The following is a 14912-nucleotide window of genomic DNA, read 5'->3' on the forward strand; positions in this document are numbered from 1 at the left end:
TAGAAAGGCCGATCGCAAAGACTAGCGCTAGCGTCACTGGCCACAAAATAATCGGGACTCTGAGCCAATAGACCAAATCACTAATCATCAGGTCCACTAGGCGAACATCACCGCGGCCCTCGACTACGCTCGGGCGTGGTTCGACCGGGCGTTCGCAACGCGAACGCCGCTCACCATGACACAAAAGGGCGTCGCCCGTCGCACACAGATGTTGTGGCGAGCTACGTTGTGGCGTGCTCCGGTTCGCGGGGCGGCGGCGGCTCGATGCCGGGAATCTTGCTGAAGCGCAGCTTCTCTGGGTTGGCCGGATCGACTTCGCCCAAGATCCGGTCGCCGTTGCCGAAGCGTCCGCGCAGCATCTCTTCTGCGAGTTCGTCCTCGACTTCGCGCTGAATTGCGCGACGCAGCGGACGCGCGCCGAACTGCGGATCCCAGCCTTTTTTCGCCAGCAACGATTTGGCTTCCTCAGTCACTTCGAGGTGCATGCCTTGTGCCCGCACCTCACGCATGACTTTCTCGAGTTCCAGCCCGACGATCTCTTCGATCTGCGGACGCGTGAGCTGATGGAAGACCACGGTTTCGTCGAGCCGGTTGAGGAACTCCGGACGGAACGTGTGTTTGACTTCCTCGAGCACTTTGTTCTTCATGCGCTCGTACGCGCGTTGCTCGTCTTCTTCCGAATTCTTTTGCGTGCGGAAGCCGATGTCGCTCGTCGTTTGCATGCCCATCGCGCCGATGTTTGACGTCAAAACGATCACGGTGTTTTTGAAGTCCACCTGACGGCCTTGGGAATCGGTCAAGCGGCCATCGTCCAAAACTTGCAATAGCAGGTTGAAGACGTCGGGATGGGCTTTCTCGATCTCGTCGAGCAGCACGACGGCGTATGGACGGCGCCGCACGGCCTCGGTGAGCTGGCCGCCTTCTTCGTAACCCACATATCCGGGCGGTGCGCCAACCAGGCGCGAGACCGCATATTTCTCCATGTACTCGGACATGTCGATGCGGATCATCGATTCCTGATCGTCGAATAGGAATTCCGCGACGCTGCGCGCCACTTCCGTCTTGCCGACGCCAGTCGGGCCGAGGAACAGGAAGCAGCCGATGGGGCGGCTCGGGTTCTTCAGGCCGGCGCGTGAACGGCGGATGGCGCGCGTGATGACTTCGATCGATTCTTCTTGACCGACGACGCGCTTGTGCAGCGACTCCTTCATGTTGAGGAGTTTCTCGGTCTCGGCTTGCGCTAGCCGGCTAACCGGAATCTTCGTCCATGACGAGACGATGTGCGCGATGTCTTCGTCGGTAACTTTGAGGACCTTGTCGCTCTGCGCGCGGCGCTCTTGCCACTCGGTTTCGAGGCGCGCTTTTTCGAGCCGCAGTTTTTCCTCGCGGTCGCGCATTTCGGCGGCTTTGTCGAACTCTTGCGCTTTGACGACCGCTTCTTTCTCCGCGACCATCTTGCGCAGCTGCGCATCGACGTCGCGGATCTCTTGCGGCGCCAAGCCGGCTTGCAGACGCACGCGCGAGGCGGCTTCGTCGATCAGATCGACGGCCTTGTCCGGCAAGAAGCGATCGGTGATGTAGCGATCGCCGAGACGCGCGGCCGCAGCCAGCGCTTCGTCGGTAATCTGCACTTTGTGGTGCGCTTCATAACGGTCGCGCAGGCCTTTGAGGATCTCGATCGTCTCCTCGACGCTCGGCTCGCCGACCATGACCGGCTGAAAGCGCCGTTCGAGGGCTGAGTCTTTTTCGATGTGCTTGCGGAATTCGTTGAGCGTCGTCGCGCCGATGCATTGCAGTTCGCCGCGCGCCAGCGCCGGCTTGATGATGTTGCTCGCGTCGATCGCGCCTTCGGCTGCGCCCGCACCGACCAGCGTGTGCAGCTCGTCGATGAACAGAATGATCTCGCCCGAAGCGCCGCGGATTTCGTCCATCACGCGCTTCATGCGCTCTTCGAATTCACCGCGATACTTGGTTCCGGCGACCAGCCCCGCGAGATCGAGAGTGATCACGCGCTTGTCGAGCAGCGGCTCGGGAATGTCGCCCTTGATGACGCGCTGCGCCAAACCTTCGGCGATCGCGGTCTTGCCGACGCCGGGTTCGCCAATCAGCGCCGGATTGTTTTTCGTGCGGCGCGAGAGAATTTGAATGACGCGTTCGATCTCGGTCGCGCGGCCGATGACCGGGTCGAGTTTGTTCTCGCGCGCGAGCTGTGTGAGATCGCGGCCGTACGCATCGAGCGTCGGCGTCTTGCTTTTGCCTTTGGGCGGTGAGGGCTGACCTTCGGCTCCCAGCAGCGAGGTCGTCTGCACGCGCACCTTCGCCGGGTCGACGCCGAGGTTAGTCAGCACGCGCGCGGCGACGCCTTCGCCTTCGCGGATCAACCCTAAAAGCAGATGCTCGGTGCCGATATAATTGTGGTTGAGCTGCCGCGCTTCTTCAAACGCAAGTTCGATCACGCGTTTGGCACGCGGCGTGAAGACCATCTCTTGCTGCACCGTCTGGCCGCCGCGGCCGACGATCGCTTCGACTTCTTGACGGACTTTGGCCAGATTGACGCCCAGGGTCTCAAGAACTTTGGCCGCCAGGCTTTCGCCCTCGGAGATGATGCCGAGCAGAATGTGCTCGGTGCCGATGTAGTTGTTACCGAGCCGCTGAGCCTCTTCCTGAGCCAGCACAATGCTGCGCCGGGCTCGCTCGGTAAATGGTTCCCACATTGACATGTTCGATCTCTCCTACTGCCCTATACCCGCTCGGGTCTCTGAAGGTTGAACTATTAACACCGCTCCAACGTTACGGGCTGCGCTCGCTTTGGTCAGAAGCTGAACCGCACGCCCAGGAAACCGGCCGTGGCTCCGGCGTCCTTGGTCTGCCGGTAGAGCCGTATTTCGAGCGAGGTGAACGGGGCGAACGACTTGCCCGCGAAGATCGTCAGGACCGGCCCGGTGCTGTGGTCGCTGGAGAGGTTGGACACGCCGGCGCCGGCGCCAATGTAGGCGCCCCCGAAACCGCCCCCCGTGAAGCCTCGAATCTCCCCGGTCGCCGCGTACCCGCCCCCGGCGCCTATGGGGGTGAGCAACGATGCCTGCACTTCCAGCGGCACGGCCGGAATGGAGGCGCCGGTGCTGACGATAACCGCACCGCCGCTGGAGGTCGGCGCGTTCCGGGTGAATCCGCCCGCCGCTATCGAAATCGATGCCGAGGCGGTCGCAGGCAACGCTACCAGCGCCGCGAGGGTTGCAACGATTAACAGTGTAGGACGCATGGACTAGAGGCTTTGCCGTTCATAAATGCGAGGCCTCGCTGAAACCGCAAGAAGGGACACAATGCCAACCGTCGATCAGGTCCGCGAAGCGCTCGCCGAAGTCAAGGATCCGGAACTCCAGCTCGGCATTTTGGAGCTCGGCCTCGTCTACGACGTCGCCGTGCAAGGCGATAACGGCGAACACGTCGTCGTGACGATGACGTTAACGTCGCCGATGTGTCCGGTGGGGCCGATGTTCAAGCAATCGGTTGAAGATCGCGTCAAGGCGGTCGAGGGCGTTAAAGACGTCGTCGTCGACATCACATTTACGCCGCCGTGGGATCCAAAAGAAATGGCAAGCGACGACGTGAAGGCGCTGCTTGGAATCTGGTAGCTAGCGCATCATTCTCGGCGCACTGCCGAATGTAAGTCCGGGCACCATCCACAACAGCTGAAACGCCGAATTAAACGGGTTTACATAATAGTGGCTCCAAGGTGGTATGTAAACGTCCGCGGTCTCGTACGGATTAACGAGCGGCGGCCAATCGCGCACCATGACTATGGTTCTGAGTGGCTTCGACATCGCGATCGCTACAACAGTGGCTCCAACGTCTCCGACTACGTCAACACCGATTGACGTTCTGTCATAGCCCTTCTTCGAAACCGTAAGTACGTATCTGCCAAAAACTAAGTTGATGAAGGCGAATCTGCCTGCTTGGTCGGTCTTGACGCTTTGGTCCCCTTGAAGCGACGCCACCGTTACGAACGCGTCGGCGATTGGCTCATTTGTTGCCGAGTCGCGAACAGTCCCACATAAAACGCCTGAGCCCGACGCAAGAACGTTTCCCGTGGCAAGCAACGCGATCACCAGGACCAGCACACTTCCTGCTCGCATGGCCGCTTCAACGCTTCGTCGTCACGCGGCGTGACGCTACCCTTCGTTACCTCAGGGTCCTTCGATACCTCAGGATGACAAGCCGGCGCTAAGAGCGCGGGAAAATTTCGCCGGCCTCGATACCGTTGCGCAATGTCATCCGGCCGATATGCCGCAGGGTCAAGAACTTCCCCCGAACCGAGACGCGGTCGCCTTCGCGGATGGGCGTGTGCTCGCGCATGAAAACCTGCACGCAGGTTCCATCGCACAGCAAGAACGTTTCGGCCGGCGTTCCCATCGAAATGCCGAGAAATTGCCGCATGGCGTGGACTCTCCCCGTCACGGCCACGGAATGCCCGGAATAGTATGCTGGATTGCGCATTATCTCCGATGCCGTCGCCGGATAATCGATGAACGGCCCGCAGCCCGCGAAGAGCGGAAACAATAAGCACGTGAAAGCATGAATCATCGCGGGAACCTCACGGCGCTTCCCATCAGCCGTTTCTGCGCGTAGAGCTGCGCGTCGGCCTGACGCAGCGACCCGTCCACGTCGAGTGGATTGAACGGCGCGATTCCCCACGATACCGTCAACGGTACCGGTTCGTGCGCCTCCATCACCTCGAGCGGCTGCGGCGGCTTCATGCGCGTGACCCGATCGCGTGCTTGCTCAGCCGACAAGCCCACGAGCAGGAGAACGAACTCGTCGCCACCCCAGCGGAAGACGTAATCCTGCGCTCGCGCCACCTCGCGCAAACGCTGAGCGACGCTGAGCAGCGCGCGGTCGCCATTATGATGGCCGAACGTATCGTTGATGCGCTTCAAATTATTCAGGTCGAGAATGACGATGTGCGCCTGATCCGCTCGGCTGCGAAATCCGTCGGTCAGCGTGTAAAATGCGTAGCGGTTATTCAAACCGGTCAATGCATCCACTTTCGCCGCTACTTCCAAACTCGTGAGTGCCCGGCTCAGCGCAGCGTTCCCGTCCTCGACTTCGACGCGCAATTCATCCAGCAAAGCAATGATCTGCCCCATAGCGAGCATCGTCGCCAAAATTCCGCCGCCGACGAGTTCGGCCGACCAGTAAAGCGCGTTCAGTTCGGCATGCTGCAACCCGAGATACGCGGAGCTGATCAATGTCCGCGCCATCAAGAGCGAAAGCAGTAGCGCCGATATGAAGATCGGCCTGACTCCGCTGAAACGGCTCTCGTGCATGAATGGACATATTGCGACGGCTATAAGCATTGCAGCAACGAAGAGCGTGATTTCCGGGCCGATCAAAGCTCCAGTCAGATCCGTGCGCGATGTAAAGAACAGCGCCACGATTGCGCCGGCCACCACCAGCGCATTCGCCCATGCCGGCACGCCTTTCGTCTTTGCGAACTCGTAGCAGCCGGCGACGGCACTGTACCCGGACGCAACGCACAAAAGGGTCCCGACATAGGCCATGGCCGTTTCGAGGCCACCGCTGTGCTGTCCGATCGCTTCGGCGGCCAGCGCGAAAGCGAACAAGGTCCATGCCCGGAACCACCAGCGCCCGCGCTCGTCGTTGGTCGCGCGCATCAACAGCAAGAAGAAACCCGCGATGATCGCCATCGCGACGCTTTCGATGGTCAGGATGAGCTGCAGGAGGCTCTGTGCGCCGAGCTCGATCACTCGCGGACCGCTCTCTTATAGGAGAAAACGCTCATCCGTTCAAGCCCAGAAGCGGTGAAGAGCAACCAGGCAAAATACGCGGAGCTGAAGCGCAAGCGCGAGCTGGCGGCTGCGCCGGCCGGGGCCGAGGCGATAGAAAAGCAGCACCATCGCGGAAAGCGCACGGCCCGCGAGCGTATAGACATCCTGGTCGATGCAAACTCATTTATCGAACTCGATCAGTTCGCCGTACACCGCACGACGGCGTTTGGGCTTGGCGAACGCGAATTCTTGGGTGACGGCGTCATCACGGGGCGCGCCACTATCGACGGTCGTCAGGTATTTCTCTTTTCGCAGGATTTTACGGTCCTCGGCGGTTCCCTGGGTGAAGTCTTCGCGGAGAAGATTTGTAAAGTAATGGACCTGGCGCTTCGCACCGGGTCCCCCATGATCGGCATCAACGACTCCGGCGGCGCCCGCATCCAAGAGGGCGTCGTCAGTTTAGGCGGCTACGCTGAAATCTTTTGGCGTAACGTCCAGGCAAGCGGCGTGATACCGCAGATCAGTTTGATCGCCGGACCCTGCGCCGGCGGCGCCGTCTACTCCCCGGCCATAACGGATTTCATCATCATGACCGAGAGCATCGGACAGATGTTTATAACCGGACCGGAGATAATCAAAACCGTCACTGGCGAAACAGTCACCTTCGACGAGCTCGGCGGGGCGACGACGCACGCCACCAAGAGCGGCGTCGCGCACCTGGTTGCGGCCGACGAAGACGAGATGACGGAGCTCACCAAGACGCTGCTCTCGTACTTGCCGCCGAACAACCTGGACGACCCGCCCCGCTATTCCAGCGACGACGACCCCCAACGGCTCGTCACCGAACTCGACGGCGTGGTGCCGGACTCTCCGAATAAACCCTACGACATGCACGATGTCATCGGCCCGGTGCTGGACGACGGCGATTTTTTCGAAATACAGCCGCTCTACGCGCAAAACATCATCGTCGGCTTCGGGCGCGTAAACGGTCAAAGCGTCGGCATCGTCGCCAATCAGCCCAACGTCTTGGCAGGCGTCCTGGACATCAAGAGTTCGATCAAGGCGGCGCGGTTCGTACGGTTTTGCGACGCGTTCAATATTCCACTCGTAACGTTCGTCGACGTCCCGGGTTTCTTGCCGGGAACCGATCAGGAGTACGGCGGCATCATCACGCACGGCGCCAAACTGCTCTATGCTTTCGCCGAAGCGACAGTGCCGAAGATTACGATCATCACGCGCAAAGCGTATGGCGGCGCGTATGACGTGATGGCGAGCAAGCACATTCGGGCGGACGTCAACGTCGCATGGCCAACCGCCGAGATTGCCGTCATGGGCGCCGAGAGTGCGGTCAAGACGATCTTCAAGCGCGAACTGGCGGCGGCCAAAGATCAAGACGCCAAGATGCAAGAACTCGTCGAAAACTACCGCGAACGCTTCGACAATCCGTTCATTGCGGCGGAGCGCGGCTACGTGGACGACGTCGTCGAGGCGCACATGACGCGGCGGGTTATCGCCAAGTCGCTCGACATGCTCGCCAACAAGCGTGTCGACCGGCCGAAACGCAAACACGGCAACATTCCGCTGTAGCAAGGAGAACGCTTGAGCACACGCAGAGACTTCATCGCCGCTTCTACTTCAATCGCATTGCTGCCGGCGGCGGTCGCGAGCCCGGCGCCGGCCTCCGCCGCGACCGGCGACTTGCCGTTTACCTTCGACCGGACGCGCTTCGATGCAATCCTGCGCAAGCCGGCGCGGCACAAGCAGTGTTTCGCTGCCACAAAGATTGCGGGCGGCGAAGTGCTATCGCTCATGCAGAACTCGATGAACGCCTATGACGACTTCTTAAAAGAAGGCCCGGACGCGCTGCAAGCTGTCGCAGTGCTCTATCATGGAAATGCGATCGGAATCGCATTAAACGATACCGCATGGAACGAACTGCTGATACCCTTCTTGCAGAAGACGCCGGTCATGGCAAAAGACATCCCGGAGGCCAAGCCTGGTAAGGGCAACCCGTATCTCACACATCAAGTGCCGGACCTCGTAGCGCGCGGCGCATCCTTCTTCGTCTGTCACAACGCGATCGCGGGTGTGACGTACGCGCTGAGCGAGGGACTCGGTCAGCCGCCCGAGCAGATTCATTCCGCGCTGATGGCCGCCGTCGTTCCAGGTGCACTCGTCGTTCCCGCAGGGGTAATGGCAATTAATGCCTGCCAAGAAGCACACTTCACTTATCTCCAGACATCGGTGTAATACATGAGCTTATTAAAAGGAAAGCGCGCGCTGGTCACGGGTGTGGCCAATCAATGGTCTATCGCCACCGGGATAGCGCGGCAGATGCACGAGCACGGCGCCCAGATCGCCTTCACCTATCAGGGCGAGCGCGTCAAAGAGCAAGTCGAGAAGATCGCGGCCGAGCTGGGCGGCGGCCCGGTCATTGAGTGCGACGTCTCCAGCGACGAGTCGCTGGCGCGGCTGGCGCCCGCACTTGCCGGTTTCGGAAAACTCGACGTGGTCGTACATTCGATCGCATTCGCGAATAAGGACGACCTAGCGGGAAAGGTCTACGACACGTCGCGCGCGGGCTTCAGCCTTTCGCTCGACGTCTCCGCATATTCGCTTATCGCGCTCGTGCAGGCGCTGCGCGAGCAGATCGCGGACGGCGGCTCGATCATGGCGCTCACGTATTTGGGCGCGACGGCCATCGTTCCGAACTACAATCTCATGGGCATCGCAAAAGCGGCGCTCGAAGCGTCGGTGCGTTACTTGGCTTTCGATTTGGGTGACCGCGGCATTCGCGTCAACGCAATCTCGGCCGGCCCAATTAAAACCGCGAGCGCGCGGCAAGTCGCCGGGCTTTCGAAGATGCTCGAAGTCTGCGCGGCGACGGCGCCGCTAAAGCGCAACGTCACCACGGACGACATCGGCAAAGCAGCGGTCTTTCTCGCCTCGGATCTTTCGGCAGCGGTCACCGCGGACGTGCACTTTGTGGACGGCGGCTTTCACGCGATGGGGATGTACCCGCCGCCGCAATGAGCGACGACGACATTCTGGCGATCGTCGCCGCGCTGGAGTTCGTAGCGTCGCGTGACGAGGCGGCTCCTCCAAAATCACGTTGGAAGTTAATGTGTCATGGTGAGCTTGTCGAACCACGCTCGAGCGATGCGCGGTACGCGCAGCAGACGAGAGAGCGCACTACGTGGAAAAACTCTTAGTCGCCAACCGCGGCGAGATCGCGGTGCGCGTGATTCGTACGGCGCGCGAGATGGGCTTGCAAACGGTCGCGGTGTACTCGGAGATCGATCGCGATGCGACGCACGTTCGCTTAGCCGACGAAGCGTATTTGCTGGGACCGGCGAGTCCGACGCTCAGTTATTTGAACGTCGAACGCATTCTGGACATCGCGCGACGCTCCGGTGCGCAAGCCATTCATCCTGGCTACGGTTTTTTGGCAGAAAATGCCGCATTTGCGCGGTCGGTAAACGAGGCAGGCTTGACGTGGATCGGACCGCACCCCGATGCCATCGACGCGATGGGTGACAAGATGCGCGCGCGGCAAGCAATGATCGCGGCCGGCGTTCCGGTCGTCCCGGGCGGTACTGAAGTTATCGCAGATGTGGCCGCGGCGCGAAAGGCAGCCGAAAAATATGGCCTGCCGCTCGCGCTCAAAGCGTCGGGCGGCGGCGGAGGCAAAGGATTGAAAGTCGCCTATACGGTCGATGAACTCGCATCCGCGCTTTCGACCGCGCAGCGCGAAGCCGAGGCGTATTTCAAGAATGGCGCGATCTACGCCGAACGCTACTTGGCGAATCCCAAGCATATCGAGCTGCAGATTGTGGCGGACAAGCATGGCAACGTGCTGCACGCCGGCGAGCGCGATTGTTCGCTGCAGCGGAGGCATCAAAAGCTCTGGGAAGAGGCGCCCTCAGGCGTGGCGCAACGCGTGCGCGAGGGAATTCGCGAAGCCGGCGTCCTGGCCGCAAAAGCCATCGCGTACGACAGCGTCGGGACGATCGAGTGGCTGGTCAGCGGCGACGAGTTTTATTTCCTTGAGATGAACACGCGCATTCAAGTCGAGCACACGGTGACGGAAATGATCACCGGCCTCGACCTGATCCGCGAACAGATCCGCGCCGCCTCCGGTGAGCCGTTGGAATATGCGCAAGACGCCATCAGCTTTCGCGGCCATTCAATCGAAGGTCGCGTCAACGCCGAAGATCCATCGCACGATTTTCGCCCGGCGCCCGGCACAATTTCCGCTTACCGCGAACCAGGCGGTTTGGGCGTCCGCATCGACTCCGCAGCGTTTCCCGGCTTTACCATCGGGGCAGACTACGACTCGCTGATCGCTAAACTCGTAGTATGGGCGCCGACTCGTGACGAAGCGCTCGCGCGCTTCCGCCGCGCGCTCGACGAGTATCACATCGAGGGCGTGCCGACGACGTTACCGCTGTTGCGCGATCTCTGCGACCATCCGCCGGTTATGGACGGCACATACACGACCTCTACCCTCGAAACATTCGCAGCCAAGCGTTATGCTACCGATCGGACGGATTTCACCAGTGTCATGGTGAGCTCGTCGAACCACCCCGAGCAGGGCGCCGTAGGCGCCCGTGACGAGGGGCGCTCCGAAAACATCACCGTTGAAGTCAACGACAAGCTCTATCACGTCCGGTTATTTAATCGGCCGTCGGCAAACGCGGCTCGGAAAGCGCCGCGCGCTGGGCGCAACAATCGAAAGGTCACCGCAAGCGGTGACGACGTCGTCTCACCGATGCACGGAGTCGTCGTGGAAATGCCTGTTAGCGAAGGCGATAGCGTTACGGCCGGCCAGGTAGTCGCAGTAGTCGAAGCGATGAAGATGATGAACGAGATCCGCGCGCACAAAGCCGGTACGGTAGCGAGGGTACTCGTCAAACCAGGCGAAACAGTGGAATCACATTCAGCTCTTGCAACGATCCAATAAATGAGCCCTGAGGAAAACGGCAGCGGCATCCCGCTAGAGCCCGTGTACGATCGCATTGAGGGACAGGCGCACGATCTCGCCGAGCCCGGTGCGTTTCCGTATGCGCGCGGCGTGCGCAAGGACATGTACCGCGGCCGCCTGTGGACGATGCGCCAATATGCCGGCTTCGGAAGCGCTGCGGAATCAAACGCCCGTTACCGGTATTTGCTCGAGCACGGCACGACCGGACTCTCGGTCGCCTTCGATCTTCCGACGCAACTCGGTTACGATTCCGACGCGCCGCAATCGCGCGGCGAAGTCGGCAAGGTCGGCGTGGCAATCGACAGCGTGGCCGACATGGAAACGCTTCTGCACGAGATCCCGCTCGATCGCGTGACGGTCTCGATGACGATCAATGCGCCGGCATCAATCATCCTCGCGATGCTGCTGGCGGTAGCGCGCCGGCGCAAAATTCCGTTTGGCAAACTCGGCGGCACGGTGCAGAACGACGTCCTCAAAGAGTACGTCGCCCGCGGAACATACATCTACCCGCCCAACCACTCGATGCGCTTGGTTACCGACGTGATGGCGTATTGCGCCGAGCACGTTCCCGAATGGAACACGATCTCGGTCTCCGGCTATCACATTCGCGAAGCGGGTTCGACGGCACTCGAAGAGATCGCGTTCACGCTAGCAAACGGCAAAGCATATCTGCAAGCGGCGCGGGCGGCCGGGCTGGAACTGGACGCGATTGCGCCGCGCATCTCCTTCTTCTGGAACGCGCATAACGATCTGTTTGAGGAGGTAGCCAAGTTCCGCGCGGCACGGTACCTCTGGGCGCACATAACGCGCGATGAATTCGGTTGCAAAGACGCTCGCTCGCAGATGCTTCGCTTTCACACGCAAACCGGCGGCTCGACGCTGACCGCGCAGGAGCCCGACAACAACGTCGTGCGTGTAACGCTCCAGGCTCTCGCTGCAGTTCTGGGCGGGACACAATCGCTACACACGAACGGCAAGGACGAAGCACTCGCCTTACCGACGCAAGAATCAGCCAAGGTCGCCCTGCGCACGCAGCAGATCATCGCCTACGAAAGCGGCGTTCCAAACGTGGCCGATCCCTTAGCCGGTTCGTATTACGTCGAATCCCTCACGAACGAGCTGATCGAGCGCGCTGCGGCGCTGATTGCGGAAGTCGATGCGTTGGGCGGAAGCGTCGCCGCCATCGAGAGCGGGTGGATGCAATCGCGCATCGCCGACTCCGCCTATCGCGCGCAGCAAACCATCGAAAGAGGCGAACAGATCGTCGTCGGCGTCAACAAGTTTGCCGAAGGCGCTTCACAAACAACTATTCCGTTACAGCATCTTGACGCCGGGATCGAACGCGCGCAAGCGGACCGCCTCAAGCAGTTGCGCGAGACTCGAGACGCCGCGAACGTCGAAGAACGCTTGAATGCTGTGCGCACCGCTGCCCAAGGCTCGCAGAACCTCATGCCGCATTTCGTCGAGGCCGTGGATGCGGGAGCGACGCTCGGCGAAATTTGCAACGTTCTTCGGGAAGTTTTCGGCGTCTACCGGGCTCCGCAGGGCGTAGCATAGTGGAGATCGACCACATCGCCATCGTCGTCAAGGATATGGCGAAAACTTTAGATCTTTATACGAACACGCTCGGCTTTAAGGAGATCTACCGCGAGACGATCGCCGACCAAGGCGTTGAAGCCGTCGGATTGCAAGCCGGAAACTCGGTTATCGAACTTCTGCGGCCGCTCGACGAGAGTTCATCGATCGCCCGTTACCGCGGCGATGCAGAAACGAAGCTGCACCACACGGCCTATCGCGTGGCTGACCTTCGCGCAGAGCTAGCTCGGCTCAAAGCGGACGGCGTTCGGCTCATTGACGAACAGCCGCGCAAGGGCGCGCACGGAAATATGATTGCGTTCTTGCATCCCTCAAGCACGGCCGGCGTGCTGATCGAGCTCTGCCAAAAAACTCACTCGTAGGGCGGGCCTTTGGCGCGCTGCGCTTTCAGGGCTTCCATGTACCAAACGAATTCTTTGAAGAACTCCTCGTTGCGATGGTGGAATTTCGGATCTGTGGGCGTGCCGTCATCGGTAAACGCGTCGCCCACTCGCGGAATCGGCAGAATCGAGGAGATCGACGGCATCCCTAGTTCGCCGAGGACCGACCGCAACTGCACCGCTGCGCGCACGCCACCGAAGTATCCGCCGGAGTAGCAAATAATGGCGGACGGCCGCCAATAATAGTGCTCCAGAAAATAGTCCAGCAAGTTTTTTAGACCCGGTTGCATGCCGTGGTTATATTCGCCCGCCACGATCGCAAAACCGTCGGCCGATTCGTACAGCTTCGCGAGTTCTTCCAACTTGGGCGGCGCCGTACCGGGATCGAATTCCTTGTACATCTTGTCGAGGATCGGCAGGTCGCACTCCTTGGCATCGACCAAGACCGGATCGCATCCGTAGTTCTTCAGCTCGTTTACAACGTAGCGAGCAGCCTTGATGCCACGGCGGTGCGTCCGCACCGAGCCAAACAATACCGGAACTTTTAGCGCCATGCGTTGAGGTATCCGACATGCGATTGAAGAATGCCCGCCGCAATGGCGCGCCGGCTGCTCTTCCTTTTGATCGCATTTTTGCTGGCGGCGTTTGTTTCGTGGGCGCTCTTCGGCCAGATGTACAGTATGCCGCGCAGACCGGTGCGAATAGCGGAGCCGCCGCAGGCTTCTCCCCACACTCCGCTAGCAACCGAGCAGCCCTCGCCTGCGCCGCTCGCGTCAGTGTCGCCGCTTGCCAGTTCGGTTCCCAATGCCACACCCGGCGCATTCACCGTCGCGATCATCATCGACGACGCCGGCCAATGGCCTACCACCGAACGCGGGTATTTGGCGCTTCCCATTCCGCTCACGCTCTCGGTGCTGCCGCACGTGCGTTACACTTCGCAGATTGCCAAAGAAGCTGCAGATGCCGGGAAAGGCGTTATGCTGCATCTTCCCATGGAACCGCTGGGACGCGACACCGCCGGCCCCGGAGAGATCACGACGGCGATGAGCGATGCGCAGATCGCTGCGCAGGCCGAGGATGACATCGCCCAAGTGCCGCTGGCAAAAGGCTTAAATAACCACGAAGGCAGCAAGGCCAGCGCCGACCCGCGCGTTATGCGCGACGTAATGGCCGTCGTGAAAACGCACGATCTCTTCTTCATCGATTCGCGCACGAACATGCAATCGGTCGGGGAGCGGGTTGCGCAAGATGCCGGCGTCCCGGCGGCTGCGCGCAGCGTCTTCCTGGATAATAAAGCGGACGTCGCCTACACGGAAAAAATGTTGGAGGAGACGGTGGCGGTTGCTAAACGGAACGGATCGGCAATCGCGATCGGTCATCCCCGGCCGACGACGCTAGCCGCGCTGCAAGCGATGTATCCTAAAATGCAGGCCGAGGGCGTGCAGTTCGTGCTCGCCTCGGAGTTAGTGCACTAGCTAGCTGTTACGCGCTCGACCCGGCTATCCGTACCATCGTAAACGTGCAATCGTCGGCGCCGAGATGATGCACTTTACCGGCGATCTTCGACCCGCTCAGGTCGCCCGTTAATTCCAGGTTCGAAGCCCAGTCGGATGGCCGCAGCGTCAAAGTCATCGTGGTTCCGGTGAATTGTCCGCCGACAACTGCGGGCGTTAACGGATCGTTACGCACGGATCCGCTCAGCGCCCCATTGGCCGCCTGATTGAGATCGAGTGTGCTCTGCCATCCGCTGCCGACGAACGCGCAGTTGGAACTCAGTTGCCAGCTTCCGCCCGCTCCGGTTGCAGTCGCGCCGCCGCCCGCGCCCACATTCGCGCCCCAGAACGCGGTGCTGATCGCATTCCCGACGCTGAGCGCGCTTTTCGTGCCGTCATCGCTCATCACGACCATGATCGCGTAGAACCCCTTCGGCTGCGCGACGCAGAACATCGTCACCGAAATGAGACCGGTCGATGCGTCGATGTACGCCGGATTCGTCCCGGAGACGTGCGGCGAGAAACCTTGCGACGTCAAAGCCTCCGGCGCGCGCTTCACGCACTCGCTCGCAGGTAACGGCTTTGCGTCCCCGGCCGTAGACCAGAACCACCGGCCGTAGTCGACTGCTAGTGCGGGGGCGCAAGCGAAGAGGGCGAGCGCGGCCGACGT

The 14912-nt window shown here is 60.8% G+C and carries 15 protein-coding genes; 8 read left to right on the forward strand and 7 right to left on the reverse strand.

The genetic code is table 11. From position 1 onward, the window contains the following. Nucleotides 1-221: 221 nt before the first annotated feature. Both VFO29_08105 and VFO29_08110 read right to left on the reverse strand, forming a co-directional pair. Nucleotides 222-2720: an ATP-dependent Clp protease ATP-binding subunit gene (locus VFO29_08105; protein ID HET9393459.1), complete on the reverse strand. Its 2499-nt coding sequence runs from the start codon at nt 2718-2720 to the stop codon at nt 222-224. 92 nt (nt 2721-2812) lie between these two features. Beyond that, nucleotides 2813-3262, reverse strand: a complete 450-nt coding sequence (locus VFO29_08110; protein HET9393460.1) for a hypothetical protein — start codon at nt 3260-3262, stop codon at nt 2813-2815. A gap of 61 nt (nt 3263-3323) precedes the next feature. Here VFO29_08110 and VFO29_08115 point away from each other — a divergent pair, with 61 nt between their 5' ends. After that, a complete protein-coding gene (locus tag VFO29_08115; protein ID HET9393461.1) occupies nt 3324-3635 on the forward strand; it encodes an iron-sulfur cluster assembly protein in 312 nt (103 codons plus the stop codon). Here VFO29_08115 and VFO29_08120 read toward each other — a convergent pair whose 3' ends face one another. The 3 genes from VFO29_08120 to VFO29_08130 form a co-directional block, all read right to left on the reverse strand. Then, a complete protein-coding gene (locus tag VFO29_08120; GenBank protein ID HET9393462.1) occupies nt 3636-4136 on the reverse strand; it encodes a carboxypeptidase-like regulatory domain-containing protein in 501 nt (166 codons plus the stop codon). An 88-nt stretch (nt 4137-4224) separates the two neighbouring features. Beyond that, complete coding sequence (locus VFO29_08125; GenBank protein ID HET9393463.1) at nt 4225-4584, reverse strand: OB-fold nucleic acid binding domain-containing protein; 360 nt, start codon at nt 4582-4584, stop codon at nt 4225-4227. Next, nucleotides 4581-5768, reverse strand: a complete 1188-nt coding sequence (locus VFO29_08130) for a GGDEF domain-containing protein (GenBank protein HET9393464.1) — start codon at nt 5766-5768, stop codon at nt 4581-4583. The genes VFO29_08125 and VFO29_08130 overlap by 4 nt, the downstream gene beginning before the upstream one ends. 54 nt (nt 5769-5822) lie before the next feature. Here VFO29_08130 and VFO29_08135 point away from each other — a divergent pair, with 54 nt between their 5' ends. From VFO29_08135 to mce, 6 genes are all read left to right on the forward strand, one after another. Further along, the gene (locus tag VFO29_08135) at nt 5823-7376 is read left to right on the forward strand and encodes an acyl-CoA carboxylase subunit beta (protein HET9393465.1); all 1554 of its coding nucleotides are present in this window, start codon (nt 5823-5825) and stop codon (nt 7374-7376) included. Between the two features lie 12 nt (nt 7377-7388). After that, nucleotides 7389-8039: a hypothetical protein gene (locus tag VFO29_08140; GenBank protein ID HET9393466.1), complete on the forward strand. Its 651-nt coding sequence runs from the start codon at nt 7389-7391 to the stop codon at nt 8037-8039. A 3-nt stretch (nt 8040-8042) separates the two neighbouring features. Next, entirely contained in the window at nt 8043-8822 is a 780-nt protein-coding gene (locus tag VFO29_08145) for an enoyl-ACP reductase (GenBank protein HET9393467.1), read from the forward strand. Between the two features lie 163 nt (nt 8823-8985). Then, nucleotides 8986-10752, forward strand: a complete 1767-nt coding sequence (locus VFO29_08150; GenBank protein ID HET9393468.1) for an acetyl-CoA carboxylase biotin carboxylase subunit — start codon at nt 8986-8988, stop codon at nt 10750-10752. Beyond that, nucleotides 10753-12330 (forward strand): methylmalonyl-CoA mutase family protein, encoded by a 1578-nt coding sequence (locus VFO29_08155; protein HET9393469.1) that lies wholly within the window; start codon nt 10753-10755, stop codon nt 12328-12330. Further along, a complete protein-coding gene (gene mce, locus VFO29_08160) occupies nt 12330-12731 on the forward strand; it encodes a methylmalonyl-CoA epimerase (GenBank protein ID HET9393470.1) in 402 nt (133 codons plus the stop codon). Before VFO29_08155 ends, mce begins: the two co-directional genes overlap by 1 nt. Here mce and VFO29_08165 read toward each other — a convergent pair. Further along, a complete protein-coding gene (locus VFO29_08165) occupies nt 12722-13303 on the reverse strand; it encodes an NADPH-dependent FMN reductase (GenBank protein ID HET9393471.1) in 582 nt (193 codons plus the stop codon). The two genes, mce and VFO29_08165, sit on opposite strands and share 10 nt — an antisense overlap. A gap of 30 nt (nt 13304-13333) precedes the next feature. On the opposite strand from VFO29_08165, the gene VFO29_08170 reads away from it, so the two are divergent. Next, on the forward strand, nt 13334-14224 hold the full coding sequence (locus tag VFO29_08170; GenBank protein ID HET9393472.1) for a divergent polysaccharide deacetylase family protein: 891 nt from the start codon (nt 13334-13336) through the stop codon (nt 14222-14224). A gap of 7 nt (nt 14225-14231) precedes the next feature. Here the strand turns inward: VFO29_08170 and VFO29_08175 are convergent, their stop codons facing one another. Further along, nucleotides 14232-14801 (reverse strand): hypothetical protein, encoded by a 570-nt coding sequence (locus VFO29_08175; GenBank protein ID HET9393473.1) that lies wholly within the window; start codon nt 14799-14801, stop codon nt 14232-14234. Nucleotides 14802-14912: the final 111 nt, after the last annotated feature.

This window comes from Candidatus Rubrimentiphilum sp. (assembly GCA_035710515.1).
In the GTDB taxonomy this organism is placed as follows: Bacteria; Vulcanimicrobiota; Vulcanimicrobiia; order Vulcanimicrobiales; family Vulcanimicrobiaceae; genus Rubrimentiphilum.